This window comes from Rudaea sp. (assembly GCF_036560865.1).
Classification (GTDB): domain Bacteria; phylum Pseudomonadota; class Gammaproteobacteria; order Xanthomonadales; family Rhodanobacteraceae; genus Rudaea.
In genome coordinates this window covers 1-14,736 of record NZ_DATBQK010000043.1, presented here as the reverse complement: position 1 = coordinate 14,736, position 14,736 = coordinate 1, and the positions used below count along the sequence as shown (strand labels likewise).

14 protein-coding genes are annotated in these 14,736 nt (G+C 62.4%); 5 read left to right on the top strand and 9 right to left on the bottom strand.

Annotation, left to right across the window (positions count from 1 at the left end):
* The first annotated feature begins 28 nt into the window (after positions 1–28).
* From VIE67_RS05095 to VIE67_RS05080, 4 genes are all read left to right on the top strand, one after another.
* Complete coding sequence (locus VIE67_RS05095; RefSeq protein ID WP_332023922.1) at positions 29–877, top strand: EF-hand domain-containing protein; 849 nt, start codon at positions 29–31, stop codon at positions 875–877.
* Between the two features lie 152 nt (positions 878–1,029).
* Positions 1,030–1,776 carry an electron transfer flavoprotein subunit beta/FixA family protein gene (locus VIE67_RS05090; protein ID WP_332023920.1) on the top strand — a complete coding sequence of 249 codons (747 nt, stop codon included), beginning with the start codon at positions 1,030–1,032 and terminating at the stop codon, positions 1,774–1,776.
* Entirely contained in the window at positions 1,776–2,729 is a 954-nt protein-coding gene (locus VIE67_RS05085; RefSeq protein WP_332023917.1) for an electron transfer flavoprotein subunit alpha/FixB family protein, read from the top strand. The genes VIE67_RS05090 and VIE67_RS05085 overlap by 1 nt, the downstream gene beginning before the upstream one ends.
* Before the next feature lie 162 nt (positions 2,730–2,891).
* A complete protein-coding gene (locus tag VIE67_RS05080) occupies positions 2,892–4,850 on the top strand; it encodes an acetoacetate--CoA ligase (protein ID WP_332023915.1) in 1,959 nt (652 codons plus the stop codon).
* 38 nt (positions 4,851–4,888) lie between these two features.
* On the opposite strand, the gene VIE67_RS05075 is transcribed toward VIE67_RS05080, so the two are convergent.
* The 5 genes from VIE67_RS05075 to VIE67_RS05055 form a co-directional block, all read right to left on the bottom strand.
* The gene (locus VIE67_RS05075; protein ID WP_332023913.1) at positions 4,889–6,052 is read right to left on the bottom strand and encodes a trans-sulfuration enzyme family protein; all 1,164 of its coding nucleotides are present in this window, start codon (positions 6,050–6,052) and stop codon (positions 4,889–4,891) included.
* A gap of 72 nt (positions 6,053–6,124) precedes the next feature.
* Entirely contained in the window at positions 6,125–7,495 is a 1,371-nt protein-coding gene (locus tag VIE67_RS05070; RefSeq protein ID WP_332023911.1) for a pyridoxal-phosphate dependent enzyme, read from the bottom strand.
* A gap of 147 nt (positions 7,496–7,642) precedes the next feature.
* A complete protein-coding gene (locus tag VIE67_RS05065) occupies positions 7,643–7,864 on the bottom strand; it encodes an HP1242/YdcH family protein (protein ID WP_332023909.1) in 222 nt (73 codons plus the stop codon).
* Positions 7,865–8,167: 303 nt separating this feature from the next.
* Positions 8,168–9,151 carry an OmpA family protein gene (locus tag VIE67_RS05060; RefSeq protein ID WP_332023907.1) on the bottom strand — a complete coding sequence of 328 codons (984 nt, stop codon included), beginning with the start codon at positions 9,149–9,151 and terminating at the stop codon, positions 8,168–8,170.
* On the bottom strand, positions 9,148–9,531 hold the full coding sequence (locus VIE67_RS05055) for a DUF4398 domain-containing protein (RefSeq protein WP_332023905.1): 384 nt from the start codon (positions 9,529–9,531) through the stop codon (positions 9,148–9,150). Before VIE67_RS05055 ends, VIE67_RS05060 begins: the two co-directional genes overlap by 4 nt.
* A gap of 129 nt (positions 9,532–9,660) precedes the next feature.
* On the opposite strand from VIE67_RS05055, the gene VIE67_RS05050 reads away from it, so the two are divergent.
* Positions 9,661–10,767: a PilT/PilU family type 4a pilus ATPase gene (locus tag VIE67_RS05050; protein WP_332023904.1), complete on the top strand. Its 1,107-nt coding sequence runs from the start codon at positions 9,661–9,663 to the stop codon at positions 10,765–10,767.
* Positions 10,768–10,808: 41 nt separating this feature from the next.
* On the opposite strand, the gene maiA is transcribed toward VIE67_RS05050, so the two are convergent.
* The 4 genes from maiA to hppD form a co-directional block, all read right to left on the bottom strand.
* A complete protein-coding gene (maiA, locus tag VIE67_RS05045) occupies positions 10,809–11,483 on the bottom strand; it encodes a maleylacetoacetate isomerase (RefSeq protein ID WP_332023902.1) in 675 nt (224 codons plus the stop codon).
* A gap of 5 nt (positions 11,484–11,488) precedes the next feature.
* Positions 11,489–12,484 carry a fumarylacetoacetate hydrolase family protein gene (locus tag VIE67_RS05040; RefSeq protein WP_332023900.1) on the bottom strand — a complete coding sequence of 332 codons (996 nt, stop codon included), beginning with the start codon at positions 12,482–12,484 and terminating at the stop codon, positions 11,489–11,491.
* Between the two features lie 16 nt (positions 12,485–12,500).
* Positions 12,501–13,790, bottom strand: a complete 1,290-nt coding sequence (gene hmgA / locus VIE67_RS05035; protein WP_332023898.1) for a homogentisate 1,2-dioxygenase — start codon at positions 13,788–13,790, stop codon at positions 12,501–12,503.
* A 5-nt stretch (positions 13,791–13,795) separates the two neighbouring features.
* Positions 13,796–14,736 (bottom strand): 4-hydroxyphenylpyruvate dioxygenase (gene hppD, locus VIE67_RS05030; RefSeq protein ID WP_332023896.1); only part of this gene is annotated, 941 nt, incomplete at its 5' end.

Sequence of the window (14,736 nt, the reverse complement as noted above, 5' to 3'; positions counted from 1 at the left end):
AAAAGCCATCACTCAAACGGAGAAATGTATGTTTCGCATCACCAAGCTCGCGATTGCCGCTGCGTTGCCTGCCGCGCTGCTGTCCATCGCGGCCCTGGCGCAGTCGGCCAGCACAGCGACCGGCAGCCATCCCACATTTTTCCAGCATATGCTGCAGAAGCTGGACAGCAACGGCGACGGCAGGATTTCGCTCGACGAATATCTGGCCGGCGCGACCGCGCGTTTCAAGGCGATGGACACACAGGGCAGCGGCAGCGTCACCGCCGCGCAGATCGCCGCGTCGCCACAGGCGGTCAAGCGCAATCAGATGGTCGCCAATTTCCTGGTCAAGCGTCTGGATAGCGCCGGCAACGGCTACATCACCCAGGACGAATACCTCGCGCGCGCCAAAACACGCTTCGCCAAGCTCGACAAGAAGGGCGACGGCAAGCTGACTGTGGACGAGTTCACGCCCGTGCACTTTGGGCGCGTCGGCGCACAGGTTTCCGAAAACGCCAACACCGGCCATGGCAGCAAGCGCGCGCAGGCAATCTTCGCCAAACTCGACACCAATCATGACGGCGTCGTGACCCAGGACGAATACCTCGCCGCGGCCAGCGCGCAGTTCAAGGCGCTCGACACCGCGGGCAACGGCCAGGTGACCGCAGCGGAAATCGCCTCGTCGCCCAAGGCGCTGAGCCGAGACGAACATGTCGCGCAACATGTCGCCAGGAAACTCGACACCAATGGCGATGGCACGGTGTCGCTGGACGAGTATCTGGCCGCGGCGAAAACGCGCTTCAGCAAGCTCGACAAGAACGGCGACGGCTATATCGACGCTGACGAAATCACCGCGCGTCACTGGACGCACAACAAGTCGGCAACGCCCGCCGGTTGATCCGTAGCAAGCCCACTCTCCAAGGGCCGCGCAAGCGGCCCTCTTTTTTGCCGCCCCCGGGCAGCGGTTTCTGGTCCGCACGCCGCATCAGGTAGAATCGCATTCCCCTCCGCTACGCGAGCGTACGGAACTCCACACGGGAATCGCGATTGATGAAAATCCTTGTCGGCTACAAGCGCGTCGTCGATTACAACGTGCGCATCCAGGTCAAAGCGGACGGCTCCGGCGTCGTCACCGAGGGCGTGAAACTGTCGGCCAATCCGTTCGACGACATCGCGCTCGAAGAAGCTCTGCGCCTGCGCGAGAAAGGCATCGCGACCGAAGTCATCGTCGCCACGATCGCACCGGCCGATGCGCAGGCGCATCTGCGCAATGGCCTGGCGATGGGCGCCAATCGCGCGATCCATGTCGTCACCGGCGAGGCGATCCAGCCACTGACCGCCGCGCGCGCCCTGCTCAAGCTGATCGAAAAGGAACAACCGCAGATCGTGATCCTCGGCAAACAGGCGATCGACGACGACTGCAACCAGACCGGACAGATGCTCGCCGCCCTGTGGAATCGGCCGCAGGCAACATTTGCGTCCAAAGTTGAAGTCGCTGGTACCGTGGCCACGGTCACGCGCGAAGTCGATGCGGGGCTGGAGACGATCGAGGTCGATCTGCCTGCGGTGATCACGACGGATTTGCGCTTGAACGAGCCGCGCTTCATCAAGCTTCCGGACATCATGAAAGCCAAGTCCAAGCCGCTGGAAACCTTGCAGCTGGCCGATCTTGGCGTCGAATCCGGCGATCATCTCAAGACCACGCGCTACGTGCCGCCGCCCAAGCGCAGCAAGGGCGTGATGGTGAAGGATGCGGCGGAGCTGGTCGCGGCGTTGAAGACCAAGGGGCTGCTGTGATGGCAAAGGTTCTGATCATCGCCGAACATCTGAACGGCAAACTCAATTCCAGCACGGCGCGTTGCGTGACCTGCGCGCGCGAACTGAAGGCGGAAAGCATCGATGTGCTCGTCCTCGCCGACGCGCCCGATACGATCGCGGCCGAAGCGGCGAAAATCGACGGTGTGAACAAGGTACTGACGGCAGCGAACGCAGCGAATGCGCATGCGCTCGCCGCAATCTACGCGCCGCAGGTCGTCGCCGTTGCACAGGGAAGTGGCGGCTACTCGCACGTACTGGCGCCCTCGACCACGTTCGGCAAGGATGTCGCGCCGCGTGTCGCCGCCCTGCTCGGTGTCGCCCAGGTCAGCGATATCATGCATGTGGACGATGCGTATGCTTTTCAGCGTCCAATCTATGCCGGCAACGCGATCGTCAGCGTGAGCGCACCAAGCGATCAGATTCTCGTCGCCACGGTGCGCACGGCTTCATACGCAGCTGCGACAAATGGTGCAAATGCGGCGCCGATCGAAGCGCTGAATCTCGCCGTCGATCTGCCGACGCATACGCGCTTCGTCGCGCTCGCCCAGGGATCGAGCGAACGTCCCGATCTGCAAAGCGCCGCCCGCGTGGTTTCCGGTGGACGCGGCGTCGGCTCGGCGGAAAATTTCGCGGTCATTTTCAAGCTCGCCGACAAGCTCGGTGCTGCGGTTGGCGCCTCGCGCGCGGCGGTCGATGCCGGGTACGTGCCCAGCGATCTGCAGGTCGGCCAGACCGGCAAGATCATCGCGCCCGAACTCTACATGGCAATCGGCATATCAGGCGCGATCCAGCACCTGACCGGAATCAAGGACGCAGGCACCATTGTTGCGATCAACAAGGACGGCGAAGCGCCGATCTTCGAGATCGCCGATATCGGCTTGGTCGGCGATCTGTTCAAGATCATTCCGGAACTCGAACAAGCGCTCGGCTGATTTTTTTGCGGCGTCGGACTACACCCGACGCGATGCCGTTTCGCCCACGCAGATCGACGTCAGTGCTCGGGTGCGCCTGCGCCGTCGCGCTAACGCCCGTTGTGTGCGGGCGTGCTTTATAATCAAGCCGTCGACAAGCGCAAGACAGAAGGAAATGCCCGCTTGAGCAACCTGCGACCGATCTGGGAACCGAGCAAGGAACGTATCGAGCGCGCGAACCTTTCGCGCTTTATCCGCTTCGCGCAGACCGAGCACAAGGCGCTCGTCACCGATTATCACAGCCTGTACGATTTCTCGATCCACCATCCCGAGGAATTCTGGCGCGCCGTCTGGGAATTCTGCGGCATCCGCGCGTCGGGCGATTTCGACGAGGTGCTCGTCGACGGCGACAAGATGCCGGGTGCGCGCTGGTTTCCTGGAGTGCGTCTGAATTTCGCGCAGAACCTGTTGCGCTACAAGGACGAACGCATCGCGCTGATCGCGCGCAACGAGTGGGGGCATAAGCGCGAATTATCCTACGCGCAGTTGCACGACGCTGTCGGCCGACTCGCGCACGCGCTGCGCGCCGCTGGCGTGAAAACTGGCGATCGCGTCGCTGGTTTCCTGCCCAATATTCCCGAGGCCGTGATCGCGATGCTGGCGACCGCGTCGCTCGGCGCGGTGTGGTCGTCGTGTTCGCCGGATTTCGGCATCAATGGCGTGGTCGACCGCTTCGGCCAGATCGCGCCAAAGGTGCTGTTCACCGCGGACGCTTACGGCTACGGCGGCAAGCGTTTCGATTGCCTGAGCAAGATCCGCGAGGTACTCGGGAAAATTCCGGGCGTGGAAAAGCTGGTCGTGATTCCGTACAGCGGCAATGCGTTCAAGCTCGATGGTCTGCCCAATGCGGTCGCGTGGCCGAATTTTCTCGGCAGCGAAGCACCCGAACTGGAATTCACGCCGACCGCGTTCGATCACCCTCTTTACGTGATGTATTCCTCCGGCACCACCGGCGTGCCCAAATGCATCGTGCACGGCGCCGGCGGCACGCTGATCCAGCACCTGAAGGAACTGGTGCTGCACACCGACCTCAAGCGCGAGGACCGGATTTTCTACTACACTACCTGCGGCTGGATGATGTGGAACTGGCTGGTATCGAGCCTCGCCGTCGGCGCGAGCGTGGTGCTTTACGACGGCTCGCCGTTCCATCCCGACGGCAAGGTGCTGTGGGACTTGGTCGATGAGGTCGACATCAGCGTATTCGGCACCAGTGCGAAGTGGATTGCCGCGGTCGAGAAGGCCGGCATCAAGCCACGCGAATCGCACAAGCTGCTGAGCCTGAAGACCATACTCTCAACCGGCTCGCCGCTGGCCGACGAAAGCTTCGACTACGTCTACCGCGACGTGAAGGAGCGTGTGCTGCTGTCCTCGATTTCCGGCGGAACCGATATCGTTTCGTGTTTTGCGCTGGGCAATCCTTTGCTGCCGGTGTATCGCGGCGAGCTGCAATGCCGCGGGCTCGGCCTCAAGGTGGAGATCCTCGATGACGGCGGCAAACCGGTGCGCGAGGAAAAAGGTGAACTCGCCTGCACCGCGCCGTTTCCGTGCATGCCGATCGGCTTCTGGAACGATGCGGACGGCACCAAGTATAAAAATGCCTATTTCAGCAAAGTGGACAATGTCTGGTGCCACGGCGACCACGCGCTGCTGACCGAGCACGACGGCATCGTGATCTACGGCCGTTCCGACGCGGTGCTCAATCCCGGCGGCGTGCGCATCGGCACCGCGGAAATCTATCGCCAGGTCGAACAACTGCCCGAAGTGCTCGAATCGATCGCGGTCGGCCAGGAATGGGACAACGACGTGCGCGTGATCCTGTTCGTGCGCCTGCGCGAGGGTCAGACGCTCGACGACGCGCTAAGCAGTCGCATCCGCAAACAGATTCGCGACAACACCACGCCGCGGCACGTGCCGGCGAAGATCCTGCAGGTCGCCGATATTCCGCGCACGATCTCGGGCAAGATCACCGAACTTGCGGTGCGCGAGACGATCCACGGGCGCCCGGTGAAAAACACCGACGCGTTGGCCAACCCGCAGGCGCTGCAGCTGTTCGAAGCGCTGCGCGCGCAGCTGGCTAGTTAAGCAGGCCGCGAGGCGCAATTCGAATCGGCGTTGCCGTGTCAGGCCAGAGCTGCTTCCAGCTCGTTGCGCAGATCGCGCACGTCCTCCACTCCCACCGACAGACGAATCAGGCCATCGCTGATGCCGAGCCGCTTGCGGTTCGCGGCGGGGATCGAGGCGTGGGTCATGATCGCCGGATGCTCGATCAGGCTTTCCACGCCGCCGAGCGATTCGGCCAGCGCAAACAGCTCGCAGCGCTCGAGCACGCGGCGTGCCTTGCGCAGGCCACCCCTCACCTCAATCGAGATGATGCCGCCCGGTCCATCCATCTGGCGTTTCGCCAGCGCATATTGCGGATGCGATTTCAGACCCGGATAGATCACGCGCGCGACGGCGGGATGCTTTTCCAGCCACGGTGCCAGCTCCTGCGCGCTGTCGCAGTGCGCGCGCATGCGCAGATGCAGGGTCTTGAGGCCGCGCATCGCGAGGAACGAATCGAATGGGCCGCCAACCGCGCCGACCGAGTTGTGCAGAAACGCCATCTGCTCGGCGAGTTCCTTGTCGTCGCCGACGACAACGACGCCACCGACCATGTCGGAGTGGCCGTTGAGGAACTTGGTCGCCGAGTGCAGCACCATATGCGCGCCGAATTCGAGCGGGCGCTGCAGCATCGGCGAACAGAACGTGTTGTCGACGACCAGGATCAGGCCGTGCTTGCGCGCGAACGCGCCGATCCTGGCGAGATCGACGATGGTCAACATCGGATTGGTCGGGGTTTCCGCCCAGATCATGCGTGTGTTCGGCTTCAGCGCGGCTTTGAGCGCCGCCGTGTCATTCAAATCGAGGAAGGTGAAATCCAGGCCGGCGCTGCGCCGGCGCACGCGCTCGAACAAGCGATAACTGCCGCCGTAGAGATCGTTCATCGCGATCACGTGGCTGCCCGAATCGAGCAGATCGAGCACCGTGCTCGCGCCGCCGAGACCGGACGCAAACGCATAGCCCTGCGTACCGCCTTCGAGATCGGCGATGCAGCGCTCGTAAGCCATGCGCGTCGGGTTCTGCGTACGACTGTACTCGTAGCCCTTGTGCACGCCCGGGCTCGATTGCACATAGGTCGAGGTCGCGTAGATCGGCGTCATGATCGCGCCGGTCGAAGGATCGGGTGTCTGGCCCGCGTGAATCGCGCGCGTGCCGAGGCCGAGAGATTTGCTTGATTTTGTCATGGATGTCTTTTTGAAAAGTGCGCCCGGGAGGGTCGCTTTTTTGATTCTCGCGATCATGGATGATCGCAAAAGTTATTGAACGCGCCGGCGCAAGTAATTCAGCAGATCGATGCGCGTGATGAGGCCGAGGAACTTGTCGTTGTCGACGACGATCGCGACATGGCCGGCGTCGAACACCGGCAGCAGGGATTCGATCGGCGATTTTACCTCAAGCATGCGCAACGTGCCGATCATCGCCGTGGAAACCGGATCGCGGAACCGCGTTTCATCGCTGTAGACATGCAGCAGCACGTCGGACTCGTCGACGATGCCGACGATCTTGTCGCCGTCCATCACCGGCAATTGCGACACGTCGTAGAGCTTCATGCGCTGATACGCCGTGGTCAACGGCTCGGCGGGACCGACGACGACGGTGTCGCGCTGCGAATACGGGCGCAGGATCAGGTCGCGCAGGTCGCCATAGCGCTCGCGTTCAAGAAACCCGTTGTCGAGCATCCAGTAATCGTTGTACATCTTCGACAAATATTTGTTGCCGGTGTCGCAGACGAAAACCAGCACGCGTTTTGGCGTCGTCTGTTCGCGGCAATACTTGAGCGCGGCGGCAAGCAAGGTGCCGGTCGAGGAACCGCCGAAAATGCCTTCCTTCGCCAGCAGTTCGCGCGCGGCGAGAAAACTTTCCTTGTCGGAGATCGCGTAGGCTTTTTTCACGCGCGAGAAATCGGAAATATCCGGCAGGAAATCCTCGCCGATGCCTTCGACCATCCAGCTGGCCGACTTGGTCGACAGCGTGCCCTCGTTGATGTACTGGGCGAGGATCGAGCCGACCGGATCGGCAAGGATCAGTTCGACGTTCGGCGCGGCCTTGGCGAAATGGCGCGACAGTCCGGTCATCGTTCCCGACGAACCGCAACCGAACACGATCGCATCGAGCTTGCCGTCCATCTGCGCGAGAATTTCCGGTCCCGTGCCTTCCTCGTGCGCACGCGGATTGTCGGGGTTGCCAAACTGGTTGATGAAATACGCGCCGGGTGTCGTGCGCGCGATTTCGGCGGCGAGATCCTGGTAGTACTGCGGATGCCCCTTGGCCACATCCGAGCGCGTGAGCACGACTTCCGCACCCATCGCCTTGAGATTGAAGATCTTCTCGCGGCTCATCTTGTCGGGCACGACCAGAACCAGGCGATAACCCTTCTGCTGCGCGACCAGAGCCAGACCGATGCCGGTATTGCCAGCGGTGCCTTCGACCAGGGTGTCGCCGGGTTTGATCTTCCCGGCGCGCTCGGCCGCCTCGATCATCGACAGGCCGATGCGATCCTTGATCGATCCGCCCGGATTGGCGCTTTCGAGCTTGAAATAGAGTTCGCAGACGCCGGCATCGAGGCGCTGCGCTTTGACGATCGGCGTATTGCCGATGAGCTCGAGTACGCTCGCGTGAGACGTCATTGAAACTCCGAAACGGATTTTGTCACGCATGCGCCTGGCGCATGCGTGGATCGGGAGTCGTCAATAATACAGCAGAGCGCCGGGCCGATTCAGCGAGGGCGAAGCGGCCCGGTGTCGTTGCGGCGCAGGGATTTGCGCCCTGGGAATTCAGTGCACCGCCTGGTATCGTTCCCAGAGGACGGTAAGTTTGTCTTTGGCGCGGAGTTTCTCTTTCTTCATATTGTGCAGCGTGGTGTCGTCCATCGGCAGCACGCCAAGCTCGGCATCGCGCACCTTGCCATCGAGTTCCTGATGGCGGTGATACAGGCTGCGGAATTCCGCATCGCTCTTGATCAACACTTCGACGTCATTTTGCTGATTCTCGAACATCAGTGACCTCCTCTCTCACAAGAAACAGGCACAAATCCGCCCGCGCGAACTCGCGCGAGGAGACGGGTGCAAACCAAGGGGTTGAGCCGTGAGTGGGCAATCGCCAGTCCGCTTCACCGGCGCGGGTGAAGTGCAGATGCTGATGATCGCAAAGGCTGCACTCATAGGCTCAAGTTCCGCGATATCCAGAGACGGAAAATCGCGTGACTTGAACCTACTCCTTTGCTGCGCCGGGTGCAACCGGCTTGCCGCGAGTCAAACGTTAAAATCCCATTGACGGCCGGCAGGAGCTTGGCTTCCGCCTCAATGCTGGGAGAAACTGACCACGACCTGGCGCGACTTGCCGCCTTTGGCACCGACTCCATGCGCGGAAATCCGTCCACCATCGATGCCCGCGGCGATCAGCGCGTCGCGCACCGCATGGGCGCGCTGCTGCGACAGGGCCAGATTGCCTTTTGCACTGCCGCCGTCGTCGGCATGCGCTTCGATGCGGATCGATTGTCTGCTGCCGGCGGCGGCGGCGATTTTGGCGATTTGTGCCTGCGCACCCGGGCGCAACCCTGCCTGGCCGGGCGCAAACGCCGCCGCGCCGAGCGTGATCGGCGCAGCAGCAGCCTTTTTGCCCTTGGCAGCCGGCCTGGCGCCGCTCGCCTCGAGCAGCTTCGCTTCCTTGCGCGCAAGTTCAGCCTCCGTGGCCTGCGCATCGGCAAGCTTGCGCGCCTGCGCGGCCTGCGCGCGCGCAGTTTCCGCCTCCTGCGAGGTCTGCGCGCTTTGCGCGCGCGCCGCATCCGCGTCGGCGCGCAGGCGCTGAGCCTCCTCGGCGTCGGCAAGGCTCTGGATGCGCTGCTTTTCCAGATCCCGTCGCGCCTGCTCGGCATCGCGACGGCTGGCCGCGAGCAGGATTTGATCGTGCTCGCGATCGAGCTGCTGCAGCTTGCGCTCCTGTTCCGCCGTGCGCGCCGCGGCATAGGCGATATCGATGCGACGCTCGGCGATGAAAGCCAGATGGTCGTGCAGCTTGCTCCTGCCCCCCTGCTCGGCCAGCGTTGCCAGCGCCTGGTCGGCCAAGGCGATCTCGGCCGGCGCCAGCGATCCGAGCGCAGGGTCGTCGCGCAACTCGTTCAGACTGCCGCGCAGGCGCTCGTAATCGAGATCCGGTTTGGCGGCATGGGCCGCGCCGACCAGCGCCAGCGTGAGCCACAGCACGGCAAACGCCCAATGCGTCGCGCGGGTCGGCAAACCGCGCATGAACGCACTCGTCGATTTCGCGGCGGCGGACTTCATCATTGTCCACCCTGATCGGCGTCGGAGCCGATCGACAAATCGCTGCGCAACTGCGCATTTTCCTGCGTTCGCGTATCGACTCGTTCGCGCGCCTTGCCCAGTCGGGTCTTGGCCTGGGCCAGTTCGCCGGCGATCTGCGCCTCATCGGCGAGCTGCGCAGCTTGGTCGTAGTCCTCATCCTTCATCGCCGCGCGCGCCAGGCTCAGCCGCTCGGCCGCCGTGCGCAGTTCCATCGGCGCGTAGGTCGCCGCGCCATCGCCACGCGCTGCCTCGACGCGGCGTCCGGCATCGTCAAGCTGGGCCAGCGGCGGTTTGGTTTGCGCACAGCCTGTGAGCTGGCTCACACAAAAGGCAAGCGCGATCAGGGTTTTTCGCGACGACAATGGCATACTATTCCGTAGATGATGGGGATGGGGTCATACGCTACCATTGTCGATAACTCCGGACCACTTTAGGCAACGGGCAGACGGCATATTCTCCTAAATACTTTTTCAGAGCGCAGAATATAAGCGATGGACATCGGCTATTTTCTCAAACTAATGACCGAGAAAGGCGCGTCGGACATGTTCTTGTCCACGGGCGCCCCGGTCAACATCAAGGTCGAGGGCAAGCTTTACCCCCTCGGCAGCACCGGCCTGCCGCACGGCATGGTCAAGCGCATCGCCTATTCGATGATGGACGAAGGCCAGGTGTCGGCGTTCGAACGCGATCTGGAAATGAATCTGGCCGCTGCGGTGAAGGATGCCGGCCGCTTCCGCGTCAACATCTTCAAGCAGCGCGGCGAAATCGGCATGGTGATCCGCGCGATCAAGAGCGTGATTCCTACCATCGAGGAACTGCAGCTGCCGGACCTGTTCAAGAACCTGATCATGGAGCCGCGCGGTCTGGTCCTCGTGGTCGGCGCGAGCGGATCGGGAAAATCCACCACGCTGGCGTCGATGATCGACTATCGCAACATCGCCATGCCCGGTCACATTCTCACGGTCGAAGATCCGATCGAATACCTGCACCGGCACAAGAAATCCGTGGTCAACCAGCGCGAAGTCGGACTGGACACGCACGACTTTCATTCCGCGTTGAGGAACGCGATGCGCGAGGCGCCCGACGTGATCATGATCGGCGAAATTCGCGATGTGGAAACGATGGAAGCGGCGGTCGCGTTCTCCGAAACCGGACACTTGTGCCTGGCGACCCTGCATTCCAACAATGCCGACCAGACCCTGGAACGCGTCCTCAACTTTTTCCCGGAAGTCGCGCACCGCAATGTGTTGATGAATCTGGCCCTGAATTTGCGCGCGGTGATCAGCCAGCGCCTGGTCATCGGCAAGGACGGCCGGCGTCTGCCGGCGACGGAAGTGATGCTCAACACGCCGTTCATCCGCGACCTGATCCGCCGCGGTCAGGTGCACGAAATCAAGGAAGCGATGGATCGCAGCCTGTCCGAAGGCATGCACACCTTCGATCAATCGTTGATGAAGCTGTACCGTTCAGGCCGCATCGAACTCGAGGAAGCCCTGTCCAAGGCCGATTCGCGCGACGGTCTGGCGCTGAAGATCCGCCTCGGCGAAGGCACCGAGGAAATGCCGGTGCTGGATACTTTCAATTTGCCGAGTTTGTGAAGAAGATGCAGGGCTGAGGGCTGAAAAGCAGCTCGCCTCTCTCAGCCCTCGCTTTTCGGCGCGTCGACCTGATTCTCCGGCCGCGCGCGTACGAATGCATCCAGCGCGGCGCATTCGGCTTCGATCCGGCACAAGGTCGGATATGGCGTCAGATCCAGCGACCAGCGCCGCGCATTGTATAATTGTGGAATAAGCAACGCGTCGGCCATGCCCGGCGCGTCGCTGTGGCAGAAGCGGCCGGTCGCGGGATCCGGCGCGAGCAGTTCTTCGAGTGCGGCAAAACCCAATGCGATCCAGTGCCGTGTCCAGCGCGCGCGTTCGGGCTCCGCAACGCGCAGCTCGCGCTCGAGATATTGCAGCGCGCGCGTATTGTTCATGGGGTGCACATCGCAGGCGATCGCTAGCGCAAGGCCGCGCACGCGCGCACGCGCAAGCGGTTCGGTCGGAAGCAGACGCGCACCGCCCGGATAGGCTTCGTCCAGATACTCGATGATCGCGATCGACTGGCGAATCGCATGCGCGCCGTCGATCAGCACCGGAACCAGCTCCTGTGGATTGACCGCGCGATACTCGGGCCGATGCTGCTCGCCGCCGTTGTTGACCAAGTGCACGGGCAGCACAGCGTAGGACAGGCCCTTCAGATTCAGCGCGATGCGCACGCGGTAGGCTGCGCTAGAACGCCAGTAGCTGTAGAGCTTGCGGGTCGTCTCGGGCACGCCGCTCACACGCGCTGCATGGTTTGCTGGATCGCGCCGAAGATGCTCGCGCCGGCGCGATCGAACATCTCAATGCGCACGCTGTCGCCGAACTTCAGAAATGGCGTCGAGGGTTTGCCGTTCGCCAGCGTTTCCAGCGTGCGCCGTTCGGCGAGGCAGGAGGCGCCGCGGCTTTCGTCCTGATTGGCGATCGTACCTGAGCCGACGATCGTGCCGGCCGACAGCGGCCGTGTTTTCGCCGCATGCGCGACCAGATCGGCGAAACTGAATTGCATGTCGTCGCCTGCCTCTGGCGCGCCGAACGCGACGTCATTGATCCGGGTGACCAGCGGCAGGTGTACTTTTGCATTTTTCCACGCTGCGCCCAGTTCATCGGGCGTGACGAACACCGGCGACAGGGCCGAGCGCGGCTTGGATTGCAGAAAACCGAAGCCTTTGACCAACTCCGGCGGAATCAGATTGCGCAGGGACACATCGTTGACCAGTCCGATCAGCTGGATATGTTCGGTCGCCTGCGCCGGCGTCACCGCCATCGGCACATCGTCGGTGACGATGACGATCTCGGCTTCGAGGTCGATGCCATAGTCCTCACTCGCCACCAGCACCGGATCGCGCGGCCCATAAAACCCGGCGCTCACGGCCTGATACATCAACGGATCGGTGTAGAAACTCTCGGGTACTTCGGCGCCACGCGCACGCCGCACGCGCTCGACGTGCGGCAGATACGCGCTGCCATCGACGAATTCGTAGGCACGCGGGAGCGGCGCGGCAAGCGCGGCCGGCTCGAACGCGAACACCGCTTCGCCATTGATCGTTTCGGCGTGGCTGTCGTTGAGCAGTTCGTAGATGCGATTGAGCCGTGGCGCGGTGCTGCCCCAGTCCTCCAGCGCGGATTGCAGGGTCGTCGCGATCGCGCTGACGCGTACGGCCTTGCCCAAGTCGCGGCTCGCCACGATCAGCGTGCCGTCGCGTCCGCCCTGCTTCAAACTTGCCAGCTTCATGCGTAATCCTCGTGCGTCATGCGCGACCTGGGTCGAAATTCTTGCTGAGACCCTGCCAGCATTCAAGATACTCGTGTTGCAGGGTCGGCGATTCCAGCGCGAACTGCGTCAGATTGATCACGTAGCGCGTTTCGAACATGAACGCCATCGTGTCGACGATATGGTCAGGTCTGGATGTGTCGGCGGCGCTGGCCTTGGCGAAACTTGCGGCATCGGGGCCATGCCCACTCATGCAGTTGTGCAGGCTCGCGCCGCCGGGCACGAAACCGCCGGCCTTGGCGTCATAGGCACCATGGATCAGACCCATGAACTCGCTCGCCACATTGCGGTGGAACCAGGGCGGGCGGAAGCTGTTTTCGGCGACCAGCCAACGTGGCGGGAAAATCGCAAAGTCCAGATTGGCGACGCCAGGTGTATCGCTCGGCGAGGTCAGCACGGTGAAGATCGACGGATCGGGGTGGTCGTAGGAAATCGTGCCGATCGTGTTGAAACGGCGAAGATCGTATTTGTACGGCGCGTAATTGCCGTGCCAGGCGACCACATCGAGCGGCGAATGATCGATCGCCGCCGCCCACAGCCGACCCTGGAATTTCGCGATCAATTCGAAGTCGCCTTCGACGTCTTCGAAGGCTGCAACCGGAATCAGGAAATCGCGCGCATTGGCCAAACCGTTAGAGCCGATCGGGCCCAGTTCGGGCAGACGCAACAGCGCGCCGAAATTCTCTGCCACATAGCCGCGCGCCTGATCATCGAGCAACTCGACGCGGAAGCGCATGCCGCGCGGGATCACTGCGACTTCCTGCGGTTCGATTTCGACGATACCGAGTTCCGTAGCAATGCGCAGTCGCCCTTGCTGCGGCACGATCAGCAATTCGCCGTCGGCGTTGCAGAAAAAACGTCCTTGCATCGAGCGATTCGCGGCATACACGTGGATGCCGACGCCGCTTTGCGTCGCCGCGCTGCCGTTGCCGGCCATCGTCGCCAGCCCGTCGACAAAATCCGTCGGCGCCGACGGCAGCGGCCACGGGTCCCAGCGCAGTTGATTCGGCGACGCCGTCGCCGGGTCAAACGCATTGTGAAAAAATCCACTTTGCCGCAACGCGAACTTGCCGTGCATCGCCGCCGGACGCATGCGATATAGCCAGCTGCGCCGATTCGCATGGCGCGGCGCGGTGAACGCGGTGCCGGAAAGTTGCTCGGCATACAAGCCAAACGCCACGCGCTGCGGGGAATTGCGTCCCTGCGGCAGCGCACCTGCGATGGCCTCGGTTGCGAATTCGTTGCCGAAGCCGGATTGGTAGCGCATCTCGCTCACAGTACGCCGCGCTCCATCTGCTCGCGCTCGATCGATTCGAACAGCGCCTGGAAATTGCCTTCGCCGAAACCGGTATTGCCCTTGCGCTGGATGATCTCGAAGAAGATCGGGCCAACACAGTTCTTGGTGAATATCTGCAGCAGCAGTTTCTGCTTGGTTTCCTTGTCGGCATCGATCAGGATGCGATTGGCCTTCATGCGCGCAACATCTTCGCCGTGACCCGGAATGCGCTGATCGATCACGCTGAAGTACGCATTCGGCGTGTCGAGAAAAGCGATGCCCTGCGCGCGCATCGCCTCAACGGTCGCATAGATATCGTCGGTGAAGCAGGCGATGTGTTGGATGCCTTCGCCGTTGTACTGTTCGAGATACTCGTTGATCTGGCTTTTCGGGTCGGGTGACTCGTTGAGCGGAATGCGCACCATGCCGTCCGGCGCGGTCATCGCTTTCGACAGCAATCCGGTCTTGGCGCCCTTGATATCGAAGTAACGGATTTCGCGGAACTGGAACAGCCGCTCGTAGTAATTCGCCCACTTCGCCATGTTGCCGAAATAGAGATTGTGGGTGAGATGGTCGATAAAGGTGAGGCCGAAACCCTTGGGCATCATCTGCGCACCGGGCAGCCACTCCCAGTCGGGATCGTGGATCGTGCCCTTGTCGTCGTAGCGATCGACGATGTAGAGCATGCAGCCGCCGATACCCTCGATCACCGGCGCGGCGACGGCCTTGCTGGTTTCCTTGTTGGCGATCGATTTTGCGCCGTTCTTCAGCGCCTGCACGCGCACCCATTCGGCGAGCTTGTTGACGCGGATCGCGAAGCCGCAGGCGCTCGGGCCGTGCTCGGCGGCGAAGTCGGCCGCGAACGAATCGGGATCCTCGTTGATCAGGAACGTCGCATCGTTCTGCCGATAGTTGAAGATCGGCCGCGTCTTGTGCC